Origin of the sequence: Hymenobacter jeongseonensis, assembly GCF_015694725.1 — a bacterium.
In the GTDB taxonomy this organism is placed as follows: domain Bacteria; phylum Bacteroidota; class Bacteroidia; order Cytophagales; family Hymenobacteraceae; genus Hymenobacter; species Hymenobacter jeongseonensis.
In genome coordinates, this window is the sequence record NZ_JADQDQ010000012.1 from 1 (window position 1) to 13897 (window position 13897).

10 protein-coding genes are annotated in these 13897 nt (G+C 61.7%); 8 read left to right on the plus strand and 2 right to left on the minus strand.

The annotated features are described in order from the left end of the window. Nucleotides 1-440 precede the first annotated feature (440 nt). From I2I05_RS18375 to I2I05_RS18385, 3 genes are all read left to right on the plus strand, one after another. On the plus strand, nucleotides 441-1742 hold the full coding sequence (locus tag I2I05_RS18375) for a TlpA disulfide reductase family protein (protein ID WP_196283717.1): 1302 nt from the start codon (nucleotides 441-443) through the stop codon (nucleotides 1740-1742). 138 nt (nucleotides 1743-1880) lie between these two features. Then, nucleotides 1881-2738, plus strand: coding sequence for a universal stress protein (locus I2I05_RS18380; RefSeq protein ID WP_196283718.1), 858 nt, complete (start codon nucleotides 1881-1883; stop codon nucleotides 2736-2738). Between the two features lie 116 nt (nucleotides 2739-2854). Further along, nucleotides 2855-3730, plus strand: coding sequence for a universal stress protein (locus tag I2I05_RS18385; RefSeq protein ID WP_196283719.1), 876 nt, complete (start codon nucleotides 2855-2857; stop codon nucleotides 3728-3730). Nucleotides 3731-3754: 24 nt separating this feature from the next. Here I2I05_RS18385 and I2I05_RS18390 read toward each other — a convergent pair whose 3' ends face one another. Then, nucleotides 3755-5179, minus strand: a complete 1425-nt coding sequence (locus I2I05_RS18390; protein WP_196283720.1) for a cytochrome P450 — start codon at nucleotides 5177-5179, stop codon at nucleotides 3755-3757. Nucleotides 5180-5331: 152 nt separating this feature from the next. Here I2I05_RS18390 and I2I05_RS18395 point away from each other — a divergent pair, with 152 nt between their 5' ends. Continuing rightward, the gene (locus tag I2I05_RS18395; RefSeq protein WP_196283721.1) at nucleotides 5332-5628 is read left to right on the plus strand and encodes a hypothetical protein; all 297 of its coding nucleotides are present in this window, start codon (nucleotides 5332-5334) and stop codon (nucleotides 5626-5628) included. Between the two features lie 98 nt (nucleotides 5629-5726). Here I2I05_RS18395 and I2I05_RS18400 read toward each other — a convergent pair whose 3' ends face one another. After that, nucleotides 5727-6734 (minus strand): polyprenyl synthetase family protein, encoded by a 1008-nt coding sequence (locus I2I05_RS18400; protein ID WP_230688422.1) that lies wholly within the window; start codon nucleotides 6732-6734, stop codon nucleotides 5727-5729. Nucleotides 6735-6859: 125 nt separating this feature from the next. Between I2I05_RS18400 and I2I05_RS18405 the strand changes: the two genes are divergently transcribed. The 4 genes from I2I05_RS18405 to I2I05_RS18420 all read left to right on the plus strand — a co-directional run bounded on the left by I2I05_RS18405 (nucleotide 6860) and on the right by I2I05_RS18420 (nucleotide 13895). Continuing rightward, nucleotides 6860-7720, plus strand: coding sequence for an alpha/beta hydrolase family protein (locus I2I05_RS18405; protein ID WP_196283722.1), 861 nt, complete (start codon nucleotides 6860-6862; stop codon nucleotides 7718-7720). Further along, nucleotides 7717-8214, plus strand: coding sequence for a 2-amino-4-hydroxy-6-hydroxymethyldihydropteridine diphosphokinase (gene folK, locus I2I05_RS18410; protein WP_196283723.1), 498 nt, complete (start codon nucleotides 7717-7719; stop codon nucleotides 8212-8214). Before I2I05_RS18405 ends, folK begins: the two co-directional genes overlap by 4 nt. Nucleotides 8215-8783: 569 nt before the next feature. Further along, nucleotides 8784-12845 (plus strand): T9SS type B sorting domain-containing protein, encoded by a 4062-nt coding sequence (locus I2I05_RS18415; protein WP_196283724.1) that lies wholly within the window; start codon nucleotides 8784-8786, stop codon nucleotides 12843-12845. Nucleotides 12846-12905: 60 nt separating this feature from the next. Further along, the gene (locus tag I2I05_RS18420) at nucleotides 12906-13895 is read left to right on the plus strand and encodes a PorP/SprF family type IX secretion system membrane protein (RefSeq protein WP_196283725.1); all 990 of its coding nucleotides are present in this window, start codon (nucleotides 12906-12908) and stop codon (nucleotides 13893-13895) included. The last annotated feature ends 2 nt before the right edge of the window (nucleotides 13896-13897 follow it).

Sequence of the window (13897 nt, forward strand, 5' to 3'; positions counted from 1 at the left end):
ACGACGGGTACGTTTGGGGTTCATGGCGTTGACTAAGATAGCCGCCATTTACTGTCCAACTTTTGGGGAGTACTACAAAAAGGCAATAACCTGACGGGTACTTTTTTGACGACGACCGGGGATTACCATCATTTATCTGGGAGCATCGCAATACATAATAAAATACAGCATTTGCTACTCAGCACTTTTGATGGCAGTCATGCTTTGTTATTTAATGGGTTGTTATCTTTTGGAAATGACCCAACTATAAAAGGTGACTTGTACTCCACTAAATCCGGCCACCAAACCTTCACCGCCGTCCTCGACCCCAACGCCAAATTGCCCCAGCTCCCGAAAAGCGCCTCCAGCAACTAGCGCCACCCGGCAACCTAATGGCCCGGCTGGCAGTTGTGCCCCCCGGTTGGCGCTGCCAGCATTCCCTTCGCACATTTGCACTACTTATGACGACGTTTTCCCTCCGTTTGCTGGCCACGGCCGCCGCGGGCCTGAGCCTGTTGGCCAGCTGCGATTCTTCCTCCACCAAAAAAGAAACCGCTGACACCAGCGCCACCGATGCCAGCGTGGCCCTGCCCGCGGGCCTGAAAGCCGGCCATTGGCAAGGCTTTGTGCGGACCCAGAACAAGGCCATCGGCTTCGAGTTCGACGTGGCTGTGGAGCAGGGCAAGCCCGTGGTGTACCTCATCAACAAGGGCCTGGATGGCCAGGAACGCCTGCGCTGCAACGACATTTCGGCGGCCGGCGACTCGGCCACCATCCGCCTGCACGTATTCGATGCCGCACTAGTGGTCCGGGCCGATGGCGAGAATAAACTCACCGGCACGTGGGTGAAATACGACGCGCCTGCCTCCTACCGGGTGCCGCTGGTGGCCCTCTACGGCGAGAAGCCCCAGCCCGCCGCCACCGCCAACACGCCTGATTTCAACGGCACCTGGCGGGTCACTTTCAAAGAAGACGACGGCAAGACCTACCCGGCGGTGGGTGTGTTCAAGCAGCAGGGCGCGGCCATTACGGGCACGTTTCTCACCACCACCGGCGACTACCGCTACCTTTCCGGCGCGGTGCTGCCCACCGGCATGGGCATGTCGACGTTCGATGGCAACCACGCCTTTCTCTTCCAGGCCGCCAAGCAGCCGGATGGCACCCTGAAAGGCGATTTCTACAGTGGCAAAGCCGGCCACGAAACCTGGACGGCCGTGCTCGACCCCAACGCCAAACTCCCCGACGCTTATTCGCTCACTGCCCTTAAAAAGGGCGAGACCAAGCTCGATTTCAAATTCCCCAGCGTGTTCGAAGGCGGCGTGGTTTCGCCCGCCAGCCCCGTATACCAGGGCAAAGTGGTGGTGGTGCAGTTGTTGGGCTCGTGGTGCCCCAACTGCATGGACGAAACCGCTTTCCTGGCGCCCTGGTACGAGAAAAACAAGAGCCGCGGCGTGGAAGTCATCGGCCTGGGCTACGAGCGTAGCTCCGATTACAAAGTGGCTTCGGCCCGCCTGCGCAACCTGCGCGAGCGCTACAACATCAAGTATGAGCTAGCCGTGGCCGGGGTGTCGAACAAGGATTCAGCGGCCAAGTCGCTGCCGCAGCTGGCGCAGGTGCTGGCCTTCCCCACCACCATTTTCATCGATAAAAAAGGCTTCGTGCGGAAGATTCACACCGGCTTCTCGGGGCCGGGCACGGGCAAGTACTACGAAGAAGAAATTGCGGGCTTCAACCGGGAAGTCGACAAGTTATTAAAAGAATAGTGCATAGTTAAAAAAGAAGAGGTAAATTGTAATACCCCGGTGCAGAACGGTTTAACACCCGTTGCGGCCCCACGCACGGGCCCGCAGCGGGCGGCTGGCACGGCAGATTCGGTTTTCCACCTCTTCTTCCTTTTAGCTATGAAAAATATTCTGGTACCCACCGATTTTTCGCCCGAAGCGCACTACGCCTACGAAGTGGCCCTGCAACTGGCGCAGCACACAGGCGGCAGCGTCACGCTGCTGCACGTACTCGAGGAACTCGGCGACTCCGGCGGCGGATTTAGCAGCGTGGGCGGGCCGGTTGGCGGGGGCGGGCTCGACCAAATCTTCCCCATCAAGCTGATAGAAGCCACCAAATACCGCCTCCAAACGCTGCAGGAAGAAGCCCAGATACGGGCCGAGGGGGTGCCGGTGCAGCACTCGCTGAAAACCGGCGCGGTGAGCGACAGCATCCTCCGGGCCATCCAGAAATACGGAATCGACCTGGTGGTGATGGGCGCCCGGGCCCACGGGGGCTTGCAGCACCTGTTTGTGAGTTCGCACGCCGAGCAGATGATACGCCTAGCGCCCTGCCCCGTGCTCACGGTGAAGCACGAACACGCGCAGTTTGAGGTGCGCAACATTGTGTTTCCGTTCGACTTCTCGGGGAGCCCGGCGGGCGCCCTCGACGGCTTACGCCAGGTGCAGGCCGTGTTCCCGCAGGCCCGGCTGCACCTGCTGCACGTGCTGGTGGGCCACCAGGTAGAACCCAGTCGGCAGCAGGAGCAGATTCAGCGGTTTGCCCTGCAGCATCGGCTCACCAACTGGCAGCCGGCCGTGGTGGAGGCCGACCGCCCCAGCACCGGCATCGAGCAGTATGCTCACAGCGTGCAATCCGATTGGGTGGTGATGCCCACCCACGGCCGCTCCGGCCTGAGCACCTGGCTGCGGCCCAGCGTGGCCGAAGCCGTGGCCACCCACGCCTTCCCCCCGGTGATGACCTACCATTTTCAATAGCACCCGCGTTCAGAAGCAACAAGCGATGCCCGGTAGCAGACGACTTCCCTGGGAAGTTATCCGTAAGACAATCAGTCTACTGAAGTTTGTGGGCCCTTCACCTTCCCTTTTCTCCGATGAAACACATCCTCGTCCCCACCGACTTTTCGGCCGAATCGCACCACGCCTACGAGGTGGCCCTGCAGTTGGCGCAGCGCACGGGCGGCAGCGTCACGCTGCTGCACGTGCTCGAAGCGCCCGAAGCCACCACGGCCAATTTCAGCACCTTTGGCGGGCCGGTGAACGGGTCGGAGCTTCCAAACAGCAGCGGCGGCATGGACGAGTTGTTCACCATCAAGCTGATGGAAGTGACCAAGCGCCGCATGCACGCCCTAAAAGACGAGGCCCACCGTCTCGCCCCGGGCGTATCGGTGCAGGATACGGTGGAGGTTTCGCGCATCGGCGACGGCATTCTGGCCGCCGTGGAGAAGCACGGCATCGACCTAGTGGTGATGGGCGCCCAGGGCCACGGCGCCATGGAGGGCTTTTTTGTGGGTTCGAACACCGAGCGCATGATTCGCCTGGCGCCCTGCCCGGTGCTCACGATAAAGCACCCGCAAGCGCAGTTTGAGGTGCGCAATATTGTGTTCCCGTCGGATTTCACCGAAGAATCGGCCGCCGCTACCGACGGTCTGCGCCAAGTGGTGGCCGCCTTCCCCGGCGCCACGGTGCACCTGCTGCACATCGTGTCCGATGCCAATTACGAAACGGGACAGCAGCACATGCAGGCCTTTGCCCAACGGGCGGGGCTGTCCAAGGTCGAGATGGAAGTAGTGAATGCGGCCAGCACCACCAGCGGCATCGAGCAATACGCCCAGCAGGTGAAAGCCGATTTGGTGGTCATTCCCACCCACGCCCGCTCGGGGCTGAGCCGCTTCTTCCAAACCAGCATCGCCGAAACCGTGGCCACCAACGCCTTTCCGCCGGTCCTGACGTACCACCTGGCGTCTTAATAGTTAGGGCGCTGCGGCAGGAATTTACTTGTTGGGCTTTGCCAAGCGCAGCCGCACCTGAAAGTCATTGCGGGGCCGCAGGGTAATGAGCGGCTGCATGGTGATGGGCGGCTGGTTCGCCACCCACTCAATGCCGAACTGCCGCAGCAGCTCCAATGTCACGAGTTGCATTTCGGTGAGGGCGAACTGCATGCCGACGCACAGGCGCGGCCCGCCGCCAAAGGGGACGTAGGCAAACGACTGCACCGGGCGCGGCTGCCCGGGCGCGAAACGGCCTGGCAGGAATTCTTCCGGCGCGTCCCAATACTTTCCGTCGTGGTGCAGGCCGTAGAAGTAGAGCGAGAACAGCGTGCCTTTGGGGATATGCAGGCCGTTGTAGTCGTCGTCGGCCAGGGCCACGCGGTCCACCATCCAGGCGGGCGGGTAGTGGCGCATGGCCTCCTGCACAGCGTTGAGGGCTTTGCTCAGGCGCGGAAGGTCCTCAAACGTGGGTGGCCGGCCGGCGAGCACGGCGTCCATTTCGGTGCGGATGCTAGCGGCTTCCGCCGGATGATGGGCTAGCAGGTAGGTGAGCCAGGTGAGGGCGTTGGCGCTGGTTTCGTGGCCGGCCACGAGCAGAATGAGGGCCTCGTCGAGCACCCGCTCGGGGGTCATGGGCTCGCCGGTGTCCTCGTAGCGCACGTCGAGCAGCATTTGCAGCAGGTCGTCGGGCGGCGTGGCACTGGGCTCCCGGTTGGCCGCTTGGCGCTGGGCTATGTAGCGGGCCAGCAGCGCGCGGAGCTCGGCCGCCAGCGCGTCGTGGTAGCGAAACTGGCCCCGCACCCAAAACCACGGCTTGAAATACGGCTGGCGAATGGAGCGCACGAAAAACGCTTGAATCTCGGTAATCAACCCGGCCAGGCGGTCCAGCTCCGCTTCGGGGAAATTGGTACTGAACACCGAACGGGCAATGATGCGAAACGTGAGCCGCGTCATCAGCTCGTGCACCGGCACGGCGAGGGCACCTCCCCCACTGGCGGCCTGCGCGGCCAGAGGCGCCAGGGTTTCGGCCGTAATCTCCTGCATGAGGCCCGTGAGGCCGGCCACCCGCTGCCGGTGAAACCCCGGCTGAATGAGCCGGCGCTGCCGCAGCCAGTCGGGGCCTTCGTTCGTGAGCAGGCCGTGGCCTATGTAGCGTGAAAAACCCTGGGTAAACTTCGATTTGGCGTAGTTGCGGTGGTTTTTCTGGAGAATGTGCTGGGTCAGGCCCGGGTCGCGGGTGAGGATGCTTTTCTCCACCCCGCCGATGAACAGTTCCACGGTGTCGCCGTAGCGGGCCAAGGTGGCGTCCAGCACCGGCAGCGGGTCTTTGGCCAGCGCAAACGAGCGCAGCAGAGAGCGCCAGCGCGGCACCCGCGGCAACGAAACCTTGTCCTCCGGTGCTTCAAGCGCTGTTTTTAAGGTTGCCATAGCTCATTTATAGTACCCGCATAGCCCCTCGGCGGCCGTCAAAAATAACCGCTGAGTCGGGCAATTCATCTTTTTTCAAATCCCCTCCGTAAACCCAATCGAAGTGCGGACCGCTGCACTTTGTCCTTTCCTCCAACCAACCCTTTCCCCTTATGTGGATTCAGCAAAACCCCAGCTCGCCCGCTCCGCTGGCCGACTTGCAAGGCCGTGCCGTTGGCCTCAAGTTTGAGTGCCAGCACTGTAACACCGAAGTTTTCACTGACCTCATCGGTGTCCCTGCCCCCAACGAGCACGCCGACTCGGTCGAGCACGCGGAAAACCACGAAATAGAGGAAATAAAGTGCCCCGGCTGCGACATGAAGCATTCCCTGGAAGTAGACAGTTCGTTTGATGGCGTGACCTTCAAGGTGAGCGATGCCAAAGAAATCAGCTACCAGGTAGCTCAATAAACCCGGAATTAATTGAATGCAAAAGCCGCTCAAGTTGAGCGGCTTTTGCATTTTTGAACCAGGCAGCAGAACCAGCGGAAATCCGTTCAAGCAGCGCGCTACTTCTCCCGCTCGATGGTGTAGTTGATTAATTCCTCCAGCGACGTGCGGCTCGGCGATTCCGGGAAGGTGTGCAGGATGGCCAGCGCCTCGTCGCGGTACCGCTTCATGGTGGCAATGGCGTAATCCAAGCCGCCCGACTTCTTCACAAATTCAATCACCTGCTGCACCCGGTCGCGGTGGCCGTCGTTGTTTTTTACGTTGAAGATGACCTTGCGCTTTTCCAGCCAGGAAGCTTGCTGAAGGGCATAAATCAGCGGCAGGGTCATCTTTTTTTCCTTGATATCGATGCCGACGGGCTTGCCGATTTCGGCCGTGCCGTAGTCAAACAGGTCGTCCTTTATTTGGAAGGCTATGCCGACCTTTTCGCCGAACAGCCGGGCCCGTTCAATGGCTTCTTTGTCGGCGCCCACCGAAGCCGCGCCCACGGCCGTGCAGGAGGCAATGAGCGAGGCGGTTTTTTGGCGAATGATATCGAAATAAACGTCTTCGGTGATGTCGAGCTTCCGGGCTTTCTCAATCTGCAACAGCTCGCCTTCGCTCAACTCGCGCACCGCGTTGCTCACAATTTTCAGCAGGTCGAAATCGTCGTTTTCCAAGGCCAGCAACAAGCCGCGCGACAACAGGTAATCGCCCACCAGTACGGCAATCTTGTTCTTCCACAGCGCATTGATGGAGAAGAAGCCGCGGCGGTAGTTGCTCTCGTCCACCACGTCGTCGTGCACGAGGGTGGCCGTGTGCAGCAGCTCGATGAGCGCCGCGCCGCGAAAGCAGGCTTCGGGCAGCGGGTCGCCGGTGGCGGGCTCGGGCCGAGCGGCGCGGGCCGTGAGAAACACGAACATCGGCCGAATCTGCTTGCCTTTGCGCTTCACAATGTACCCCATTATCTTATCGAGCAGCAGCACTTTGGTGCGCATCGATTGGCGGAACTTGTGTTCAAACTCTTCCATTTCGGCCGCGATGGGCGCCTGAATCTGGTCGAGGGAAAAGGGCGAAGTATGGGGCATTGCGGCGACAATGATACGGCAGAACCGGGGAGCGGCCGACTGGCCGACGCCCAACTTTTCGCCGTAGTTATCGATTGTAACCATTGGAACGACTGTTTGGCTGGCCGCGGCCCCTACCTTCGCCTATGCTCACTCACTCGCCTTTTCTGCTCTCCGGCACGCGCCACGGTCGCGCTTTCGAAGCCGACGCCACGTATCAGGCTACTGGCCAGCCCAAACCGGTGGTGGTTTTTGTGCACGGGTTCAAAGGATTTAAAGACTGGGGCCACTTCCCGTTGCTCGCCGATTTTTTTGCGGAGCAAGGCTTTGTTTTCGTCAAGCTCAACCTCTCGCACAACGGCTTGGTGGTGGGCGGCACCGGCGACCTGGAGGATTTGGACGCCTTTGGCCGTAATAATTTCAGCATCGAGCTCGACGACATTGGGCAGGTAATCGACGCGCTGTTCACGCCCGGCGCCACGCCCGTTCCCGCCGCCGAGATGGACCTGAACCGCCTTTACCTGGCGGGCCACAGCCGGGGCGGCGGCCTGGTGCTGCTGAAGGCGGCCGAAGACAGCCGCGTGCGGGCCGTGGCCACCTGGGCGGGCATTGCCGACATCGACCAGCGCTGGCCCCAATCCGTGCTGGACGAGTGGCGGCGGGCCGGCGTGCTGCACGTGCCCAACTCGCGCACCGGCCAGCAACTGCCGCTCCACTACCAGATTCTGGAGGACTACATCGCCAACCGCCCGCGCCTTGATATTCCGCACAACGTGCGCCGCCGGGTGCGCCAGCCCCTGCTGGTGGTGCACGGCGACGAGGACGAAACCGTGCCCCTGGAGGCCGCCCGCACCCTGCACCAACTCAAGCCCGACGCCGAGCTGCTGCTGGTGCCTGGCGCCGGGCACATGTTTGGCGGTGCCCACCCCTGGCCCGAAACCGCTTTGCCTGAGCCCGCCCGAATTGTGGCGGAGCGTACTGCGGAGTTTTTTCATAGGCAAGCGTGAGCCGTTCGGTAACGGCCTACCTGCTGCTGGGCAGCAACCTTGGCGACCGGGCCGCGCTGCTGCAAGCAGCCCGCGCCCAGCTGGCTGCCACGGCTGGCCGAGTGGTGGTGGCATCGGCGCTGTACGAAACGGCGGCTTGGGGCCGGGAAGACCAGCCGGCTTTTCTCAACCAAGCCCTAGCCGTTGAGACATCTCTATCCGCCGAGCAGCTGTTGGAGCAATGCTTGGCCGCCGAGCGGCAGGCCGGTCGGGAACGGCTCGAACGCTGGGGCAGCCGCACGCTCGATGTAGACATATTGTTTTATGGGCAGGAGATAATAGCCCAGCCCGGCCTTGCGGTGCCCCACCCGCGCCTGGCCGAGCGGCGCTTTGCGCTGGTGCCGCTGGCCGAAATCGTGCCTTCCCAGTGGCTGTCGCCACTTGGCCCAACCGTGGCGGAGCTGCTCGCCCACTGCCCCGACCCGCTGCCCGTGCGACGGTGGCCGAACGAATAACTGGAACAGAACCTGTGCTTTTTCCTAAGCATTATAAAAACTTAGAGTGGCCCGTCATGCTGCATTGGGCCTCCGCGCAGCCGAAGCATCTCTGTCGCGCTTCCTGTCCTGCTGAGCCTGCGAAGCATCTTTTCACCGCAAAACGAATCATTCGGACAGAAGCAGGACCTTGGTCTCTGCTTAACTCGCAGAATGCTCAGGATGACAGCCGAAGTAAGCGAGAAGCGGCGGCTGCGCGGACGCCCAATGCAGATTCACGCGCCATTATTGTCTTTGTTGGAAATAAGTCTCTTGTTTACCCTAGGGGCAGTGAAAGACCACGAACTAGCGGCAGCCGCTCAAGGCACTAATTTGGCCTGATGACACTGAAATAGGCGCATGGTTCTGGCGGACTTCACCACCCGATAGGTGCCATGTATAAACCTTCCCGGCTGTGCGTAGATTTACTGGAACCAGCTGGCAGCAATTTTCGGCAATAACCGGCCGTCAAGCTCCGTTTCTTACAAGCGGCAGGTGGCACTTTTCTTTCTGAATCCTACTTACCTATCTGCCCACTTACCTGCCCCCTTATGCTCGCAGAGCTGTCGCATCCTGCCTCATCCCGTAGCAACTATTTCTCTCTACACGCAGCCGAGCGCGACCAGGCAGAAGCCGGCCTCCCCCGCTTGGCAGCTAGTTGGTTGCTCACACTGCTGCTCCTGCTGCTGGGTGGCACGGCCACCACGGCTATGGCGCAAGGCACGCCTCCTCCTGAATGCGCGGCCGATGAAAAATTTGCCAACACGTGGTATTTCGGCTTTAAGGCAGGGCTGGACTTCAACCAAGCCTCAGCCGACGCCCTGCCGGAGGTGCTCACTGATGGGGCGATGATTGCCCCCGCTGGCTCGGGGGTGATGTCGGACAAGGACGGTAAAATTCTCTTTTACAGCAACGGCAAAACCGTTTGGAACGGCGACGGCACCGTGATGACCAACGGCCGGGGACTAGCTGGCGACAGCACCACCACCGACGGCCCCTTACCTATTAAGCTGCCGGACTTGGTTACGTCAGGCCAACCGACACGCTACCTCCTCTTCACCCTGAACAGCACCGTGGGCCTGAGCTACTCGGAAATTCAGATTCCGGCGGGCGGCGGGCCGGGCATCGTCATCGACTCTATCAAAAACAGGCCCCTGGCCCGCGGCATGGCAGAGAAGCTTACGGGTGTATTTCACAAAAACGGCTGCGATATCTGGGTTATCGCGCACGGCTGGGGCGATGCCAAGTCTGGCAATGACAATCGGGGCGACGCCTTTCTGGCCTACCGCGTGCGGCAATCACCCGGCTATGTAGGTCCGGTCGTCATCGACGCGCCCATCATCTCAACTGTGGGTAGCCTGCACGCGCCGAGCGTGGCGGCCCTGGGCTACAAAGGCCAGATGAAGGTAACCCCCGATGGCCAGCGGCTGGCCTTGGCCCGCTACAGCGAAGCGGTAGGCGACAGCAGCAGCACCGTCGAACTGTTTGGGTTTGATACCAGCACAGGCCAGGTTAGCGTCAATCCTCAAGTTCCGTTCGTGGTGGACAGCGGCGAAGGGAAATACTACGGGGTGAGTTTTTCGCCCGGCAGCTACCTCTACGCCACGGTGAATAACCCGCCCAAGCTGCTGCAATTCGATATCAGCGGCACCGGGTCGGTTACCAAGGAGGTCATTCCGCTCAATCAGAATACCCCCGTCAACCTGGGCTCGATGCAGGCCGCGCCCGATGGCAAGATTTACGTGGCCCGCAACAACCAGCCCGCACTGGGCTTCATCCCCTACCCGGACTCGCTGGGGGCCAAAGTCGGCTATGCCGACGATAGCCTGCAGTTGGGCGGCCGCCTGAGTGGCCTAGGCTTGGTCAACTTCAACCAAAGCTCCCTGTTGCGCGTGGGGCCTAGTTTTGAGATAACGGGTTGTCGGCAAATTTCATTTCGGGCCCCGCCCATTGACTTTGACGGCAAAACCTACGCCTGGAAATTTGGCGACGGCACCACCTCAACCCAAGAAAATCCCGTGCATACGTACGCCAGGCCCGGCACCTACACCGTAACGCTGCGCATCACGACCGCGTGTTTTTGCCGCGAAAGCTCGGGCAGTATTCTGGTGCCCGCCCTGCCTAATCCGGGGAGGATTGCTGCCTCCCAAACGCTGTGCGCCGGAACCGCCGCTGACACGCTGACCAGCACGGTTGATGCGTCGGGCGACGGCGGCCTACCGCTGGTTTACCAATGGCAAACGTCTCGAGACAATGCCACCTGGACCAACGCCCCTGGCGTCGCCACTGGGCCAACTTACCGACCGGCAACTTCGCTGCCGGTTGGCATCACTTATTTTCGGCGGCGCGTGCAGCTGCTCCTACCGGACCAATCGGGTCCCTACTGTACTCCCAGCTTTACCCCTTCGGTAAGCATCACCGTACTGCCGGCGCTCACGGCAGGCCGCATCGCCGCGAATCAAACCGTGTGCGCGGGCACCACGACGGCTCCCCTCACCAGCACCACGGCCGCCGCAGGTGGCACGGGCACGGTTGCCTACCAGTGGGAGTCCTCAGTAGATAACGTAACCTGGACAACCATCAACGGAGCCAGGAGCGCAACCTACGCGCCAGGTCGGCTGACCGTAACCACCTACTTCCGGCGCCGGGCCAGCGCTGGCAACGCCTGCGCCCCGGCCGTATCCAATGTCGTCACCATCACCGTAACACCGGCGCTGACGGCCGGCAGCATTGCCGCTAGCCAAGCCCTTTGCGCCGGCGGCACGCCAGTTCCCCTCACCAGCACCACGCCGGCCACCGGCGGTTCGGGGTCGTTTACTTACCAGTGGGAATCTTCGGTGGACAGGACGACCTGGCAGACCATCGCTGGGGCCACCCGGTCAACGTATGCCCCGGGCCGTTTGACGGTGACTACCTACTACCGGCGTCGGGCAAGTTCGGGCAGCGCCTGCACTCCGGCCGTATCCAATGTCGTCACCATCACCGTAACACCGGCGCTGACGGCCGGCAGCATCGGCGCCAACCAGACGCTTTGCCCTGGCGCTACCCCTGCCCGCCTCACTAGCACGGCCGGGGCCAGCGGCGGCACCGGCACCTATAGCTACCAGTGGGAATCGGGACCGAACACCTCCAATTTTACGCCCATTGCCGGGGCCACCGGCGCCAACTACTCCCCCGGTCCGCTCACGACTACGACCTACTACCGGCGCCGGGCGACCTCGGGGCCGTGCGGGCCGGTATATTCCCCCGTCGTCGTTCTAACGGTGCTGCCAGCCCTGACGGCCGGTAGCATTGCGGCAAACCAGGACATTTGTACCGGCGCCACGCCGGCTCCCCTCACCAGCACTACCCCGGCTCGGGGTGGAACGGGCACGTTTGCTTATCAATGGGAATCCTCGACAGATAACGTAACCTGGCGGACCATCAGCGGAGTCACTGGCCCGACGTATGCCCCAGGCCGACTGACGGCGACTACCTACTATCGGCGCCGGGTGACATCGGGTACCGGCACTTGCGCAACGGCGTTTTCCAATGTTCTGACGGTGCGGGTGCAGCCCGTGGTGACGCCCCGCGTGACCCTGACGGCACCAGCCGCGCAGTGCCCCGGCATTCCCCTCACCTTCACGGCGGTGGCTACCAACGCGGGCACTGCGCCGACGTTCCGCTGGTTCGTCAACAACGTATCCGTAGCCAACGGACCTAGTTCCACGTTCACCAGCAGCACCTTGGTTTCGGGCGACCAGGTACGGGTGGAGGTGACACCCACGGCGGGGTTGTGTAGCACGGGCCCGGCTACGGCCACCGTCACGGTGACACGCACCCCAACGCCGCTGCCCACGCTATCCATTGGCGTGCAGCCGGGTGGTCCCGTTTGCCCAGGTGATGCGCTTACGTTCAGCATCGCGAATGTGACCAACGCTGGTCCCGCCCCTTCCTATCAGTGGCAGGTTGATGGCAGCAACGTAGCTGGTGCTACGACCCCGGTGTTTACCAGAACCACGCTGCGTGATGGCCAGACCGTGACGCTGCGCCTACGCACCACCAACGTGTGTGGACAGCCGGTTACGGTTGTTTCCAACGGCATAGCGGTGCGCATTAGCCCGCCTGTTGACGTGGATGCTGGGCCTGACAAGGAGATTCTGGCGGGCACGTCCGTGACGCTAGAAGGCCGCGCCGATGGTACCTACCCCGTGACGTGGACGCCGACGACGGGGCTGACCTTTCCGGGCAGCGACCGGCTGCGGCCCGTGGCCTCGCCTATGGTCACCACGACCTATACCCTCTCGGCTGGGGCGGGCGGCTGCGCCGATTCTGACCAGGTGACGGTGAGGGTGCGCCCGGCTATTCGAATTCCCAACGCCTTCACACCCAACAACGACGGGCGCGACGACACCTGGCAGATTGAATTCATCGAGCAATTTCCCAACAATACCGTGAGCGTATTCAACCGCTGGGGCAACCAAGTTTTCTCGGCTGATAACTACGGCCGGGCCAATGAGTGGCGCGGCGACATCAACGGCAAGCCCGCTCCGGTGGGCACCTACTACTATGTCGTGGTCACGCGGGGTCCGTTGGGTAAGTCCTACAGTGGGTCGATTACGATTTTGTATTAAGAAAACGTCATGCGAAGGTGGCCCCGTGGGGCTACTTCTTGCTTCTTATTGATAGACCATATGACAACTACTGTTATGAATCGTGCCCTGCGCGTGCTATTGCTCCCGCTGCTGTTCTGGGCCGGGGCGCCGGCCCGGGCCCAGCAGCAGGCGCAGTACAGCCAGTACATGAACAATAATTACATTCTCAACCCGGGCACCACGGGCGTGGAGGATTACATCGACGTCAAGTTCAGCTACCGTACCCAATGGACGGGCCTGGAAGGGGCACCCAAAACCTACTACGCCAGCATCAGCTCATCGCTGGGCAAGTGGCGCAGCACCCAAAAGCGAACCATACGGGACCGGCGCCGGCCGTTTCATGCGGTGGGCGGCCTCGTGTACAACGACGTGACCGGACCCACCAGCCGGGCCGGCGCCTACGTTTCCTACGCCTACAACATGGTCCTGACGCCCGACCTGCGGCTGGCACTGGGCATGTCGGCTGGCATGCAGCAATTTTCCGTCGATGGGCAGCAGCTGCGCTTCTACGACCCCACCACCGTTGCTCCCAGTGCCGCGTCGCAGGTGCTGGATGGAACGGTAGGGTTGTGGATGTACACTTCCAAATTCTACGTGGGCCTTTCGGGGGCTCAGTTGCTGGGCAACCAGCTTAACTTTTCCTACGGGCGCGACCAGTTGGGCGAGGGCGCCCCCGGCAACACGTTGAAACGACACTACTTTGCCACGGCCGGGGTGCGGCTGCCGCTCAACGACGATTGGTCGCTGGTGCCGTCGGTGCTGGTGAAAGCCGTGAACCCGGCCCCGCTCTCGTTTGATATCAACGCCAAACTTAAGTACCAAGACCTACTGTGGGCCGGCGTGTCGTGGCGCGCTTTCGACTCGGCCGTAGCGATGGTGGGCCTCAGCTATGAGCAGTACACGCTGGGCTATTCCTACGATGCGGGCCTCTCGGAGCTGGCCGGCTACCACGGCGGCAGCCATGAAATATTAGTGGGTTTGCGACTCAAGAAAAAGGCCCAGGTGGTGTGCACCAACCGGTTCTGGTAGGG

Bases quoted from the DNA above. Each gene is read 5' to 3' on its own strand.
- I2I05_RS18395 (WP_196283721.1), top strand. From the start codon at position 5,332: ATGTGGATTCAGCAAAACCCCAGCTCGCCCGCTCCGCTGGCCGACTTG.
- I2I05_RS18400 (WP_230688422.1), bottom strand. From the start codon at position 6,734: ATGCCCCATACTTCGCCCTTTTCCCTCGACCAGATTCAGGCGCCCATC.
- I2I05_RS18405 (WP_196283722.1), top strand. From the start codon at position 6,860: ATGCTCACTCACTCGCCTTTTCTGCTCTCCGGCACGCGCCACGGTCGC.
- I2I05_RS18385 (WP_196283719.1), top strand. From the start codon at position 2,855: ATGAAACACATCCTCGTCCCCACCGACTTTTCGGCCGAATCGCACCAC.
- I2I05_RS18420 (WP_196283725.1), top strand. From the start codon at position 12,906: ATGACAACTACTGTTATGAATCGTGCCCTGCGCGTGCTATTGCTCCCG.
- I2I05_RS18415 (WP_196283724.1), top strand. From the start codon at position 8,784: ATGCTCGCAGAGCTGTCGCATCCTGCCTCATCCCGTAGCAACTATTTC.
- I2I05_RS18390 (WP_196283720.1), bottom strand. From the start codon at position 5,179: ATGGCAACCTTAAAAACAGCGCTTGAAGCACCGGAGGACAAGGTTTCG.
- I2I05_RS18375 (WP_196283717.1), top strand. From the start codon at position 441: ATGACGACGTTTTCCCTCCGTTTGCTGGCCACGGCCGCCGCGGGCCTG.
- I2I05_RS18380 (WP_196283718.1), top strand. From the start codon at position 1,881: ATGAAAAATATTCTGGTACCCACCGATTTTTCGCCCGAAGCGCACTAC.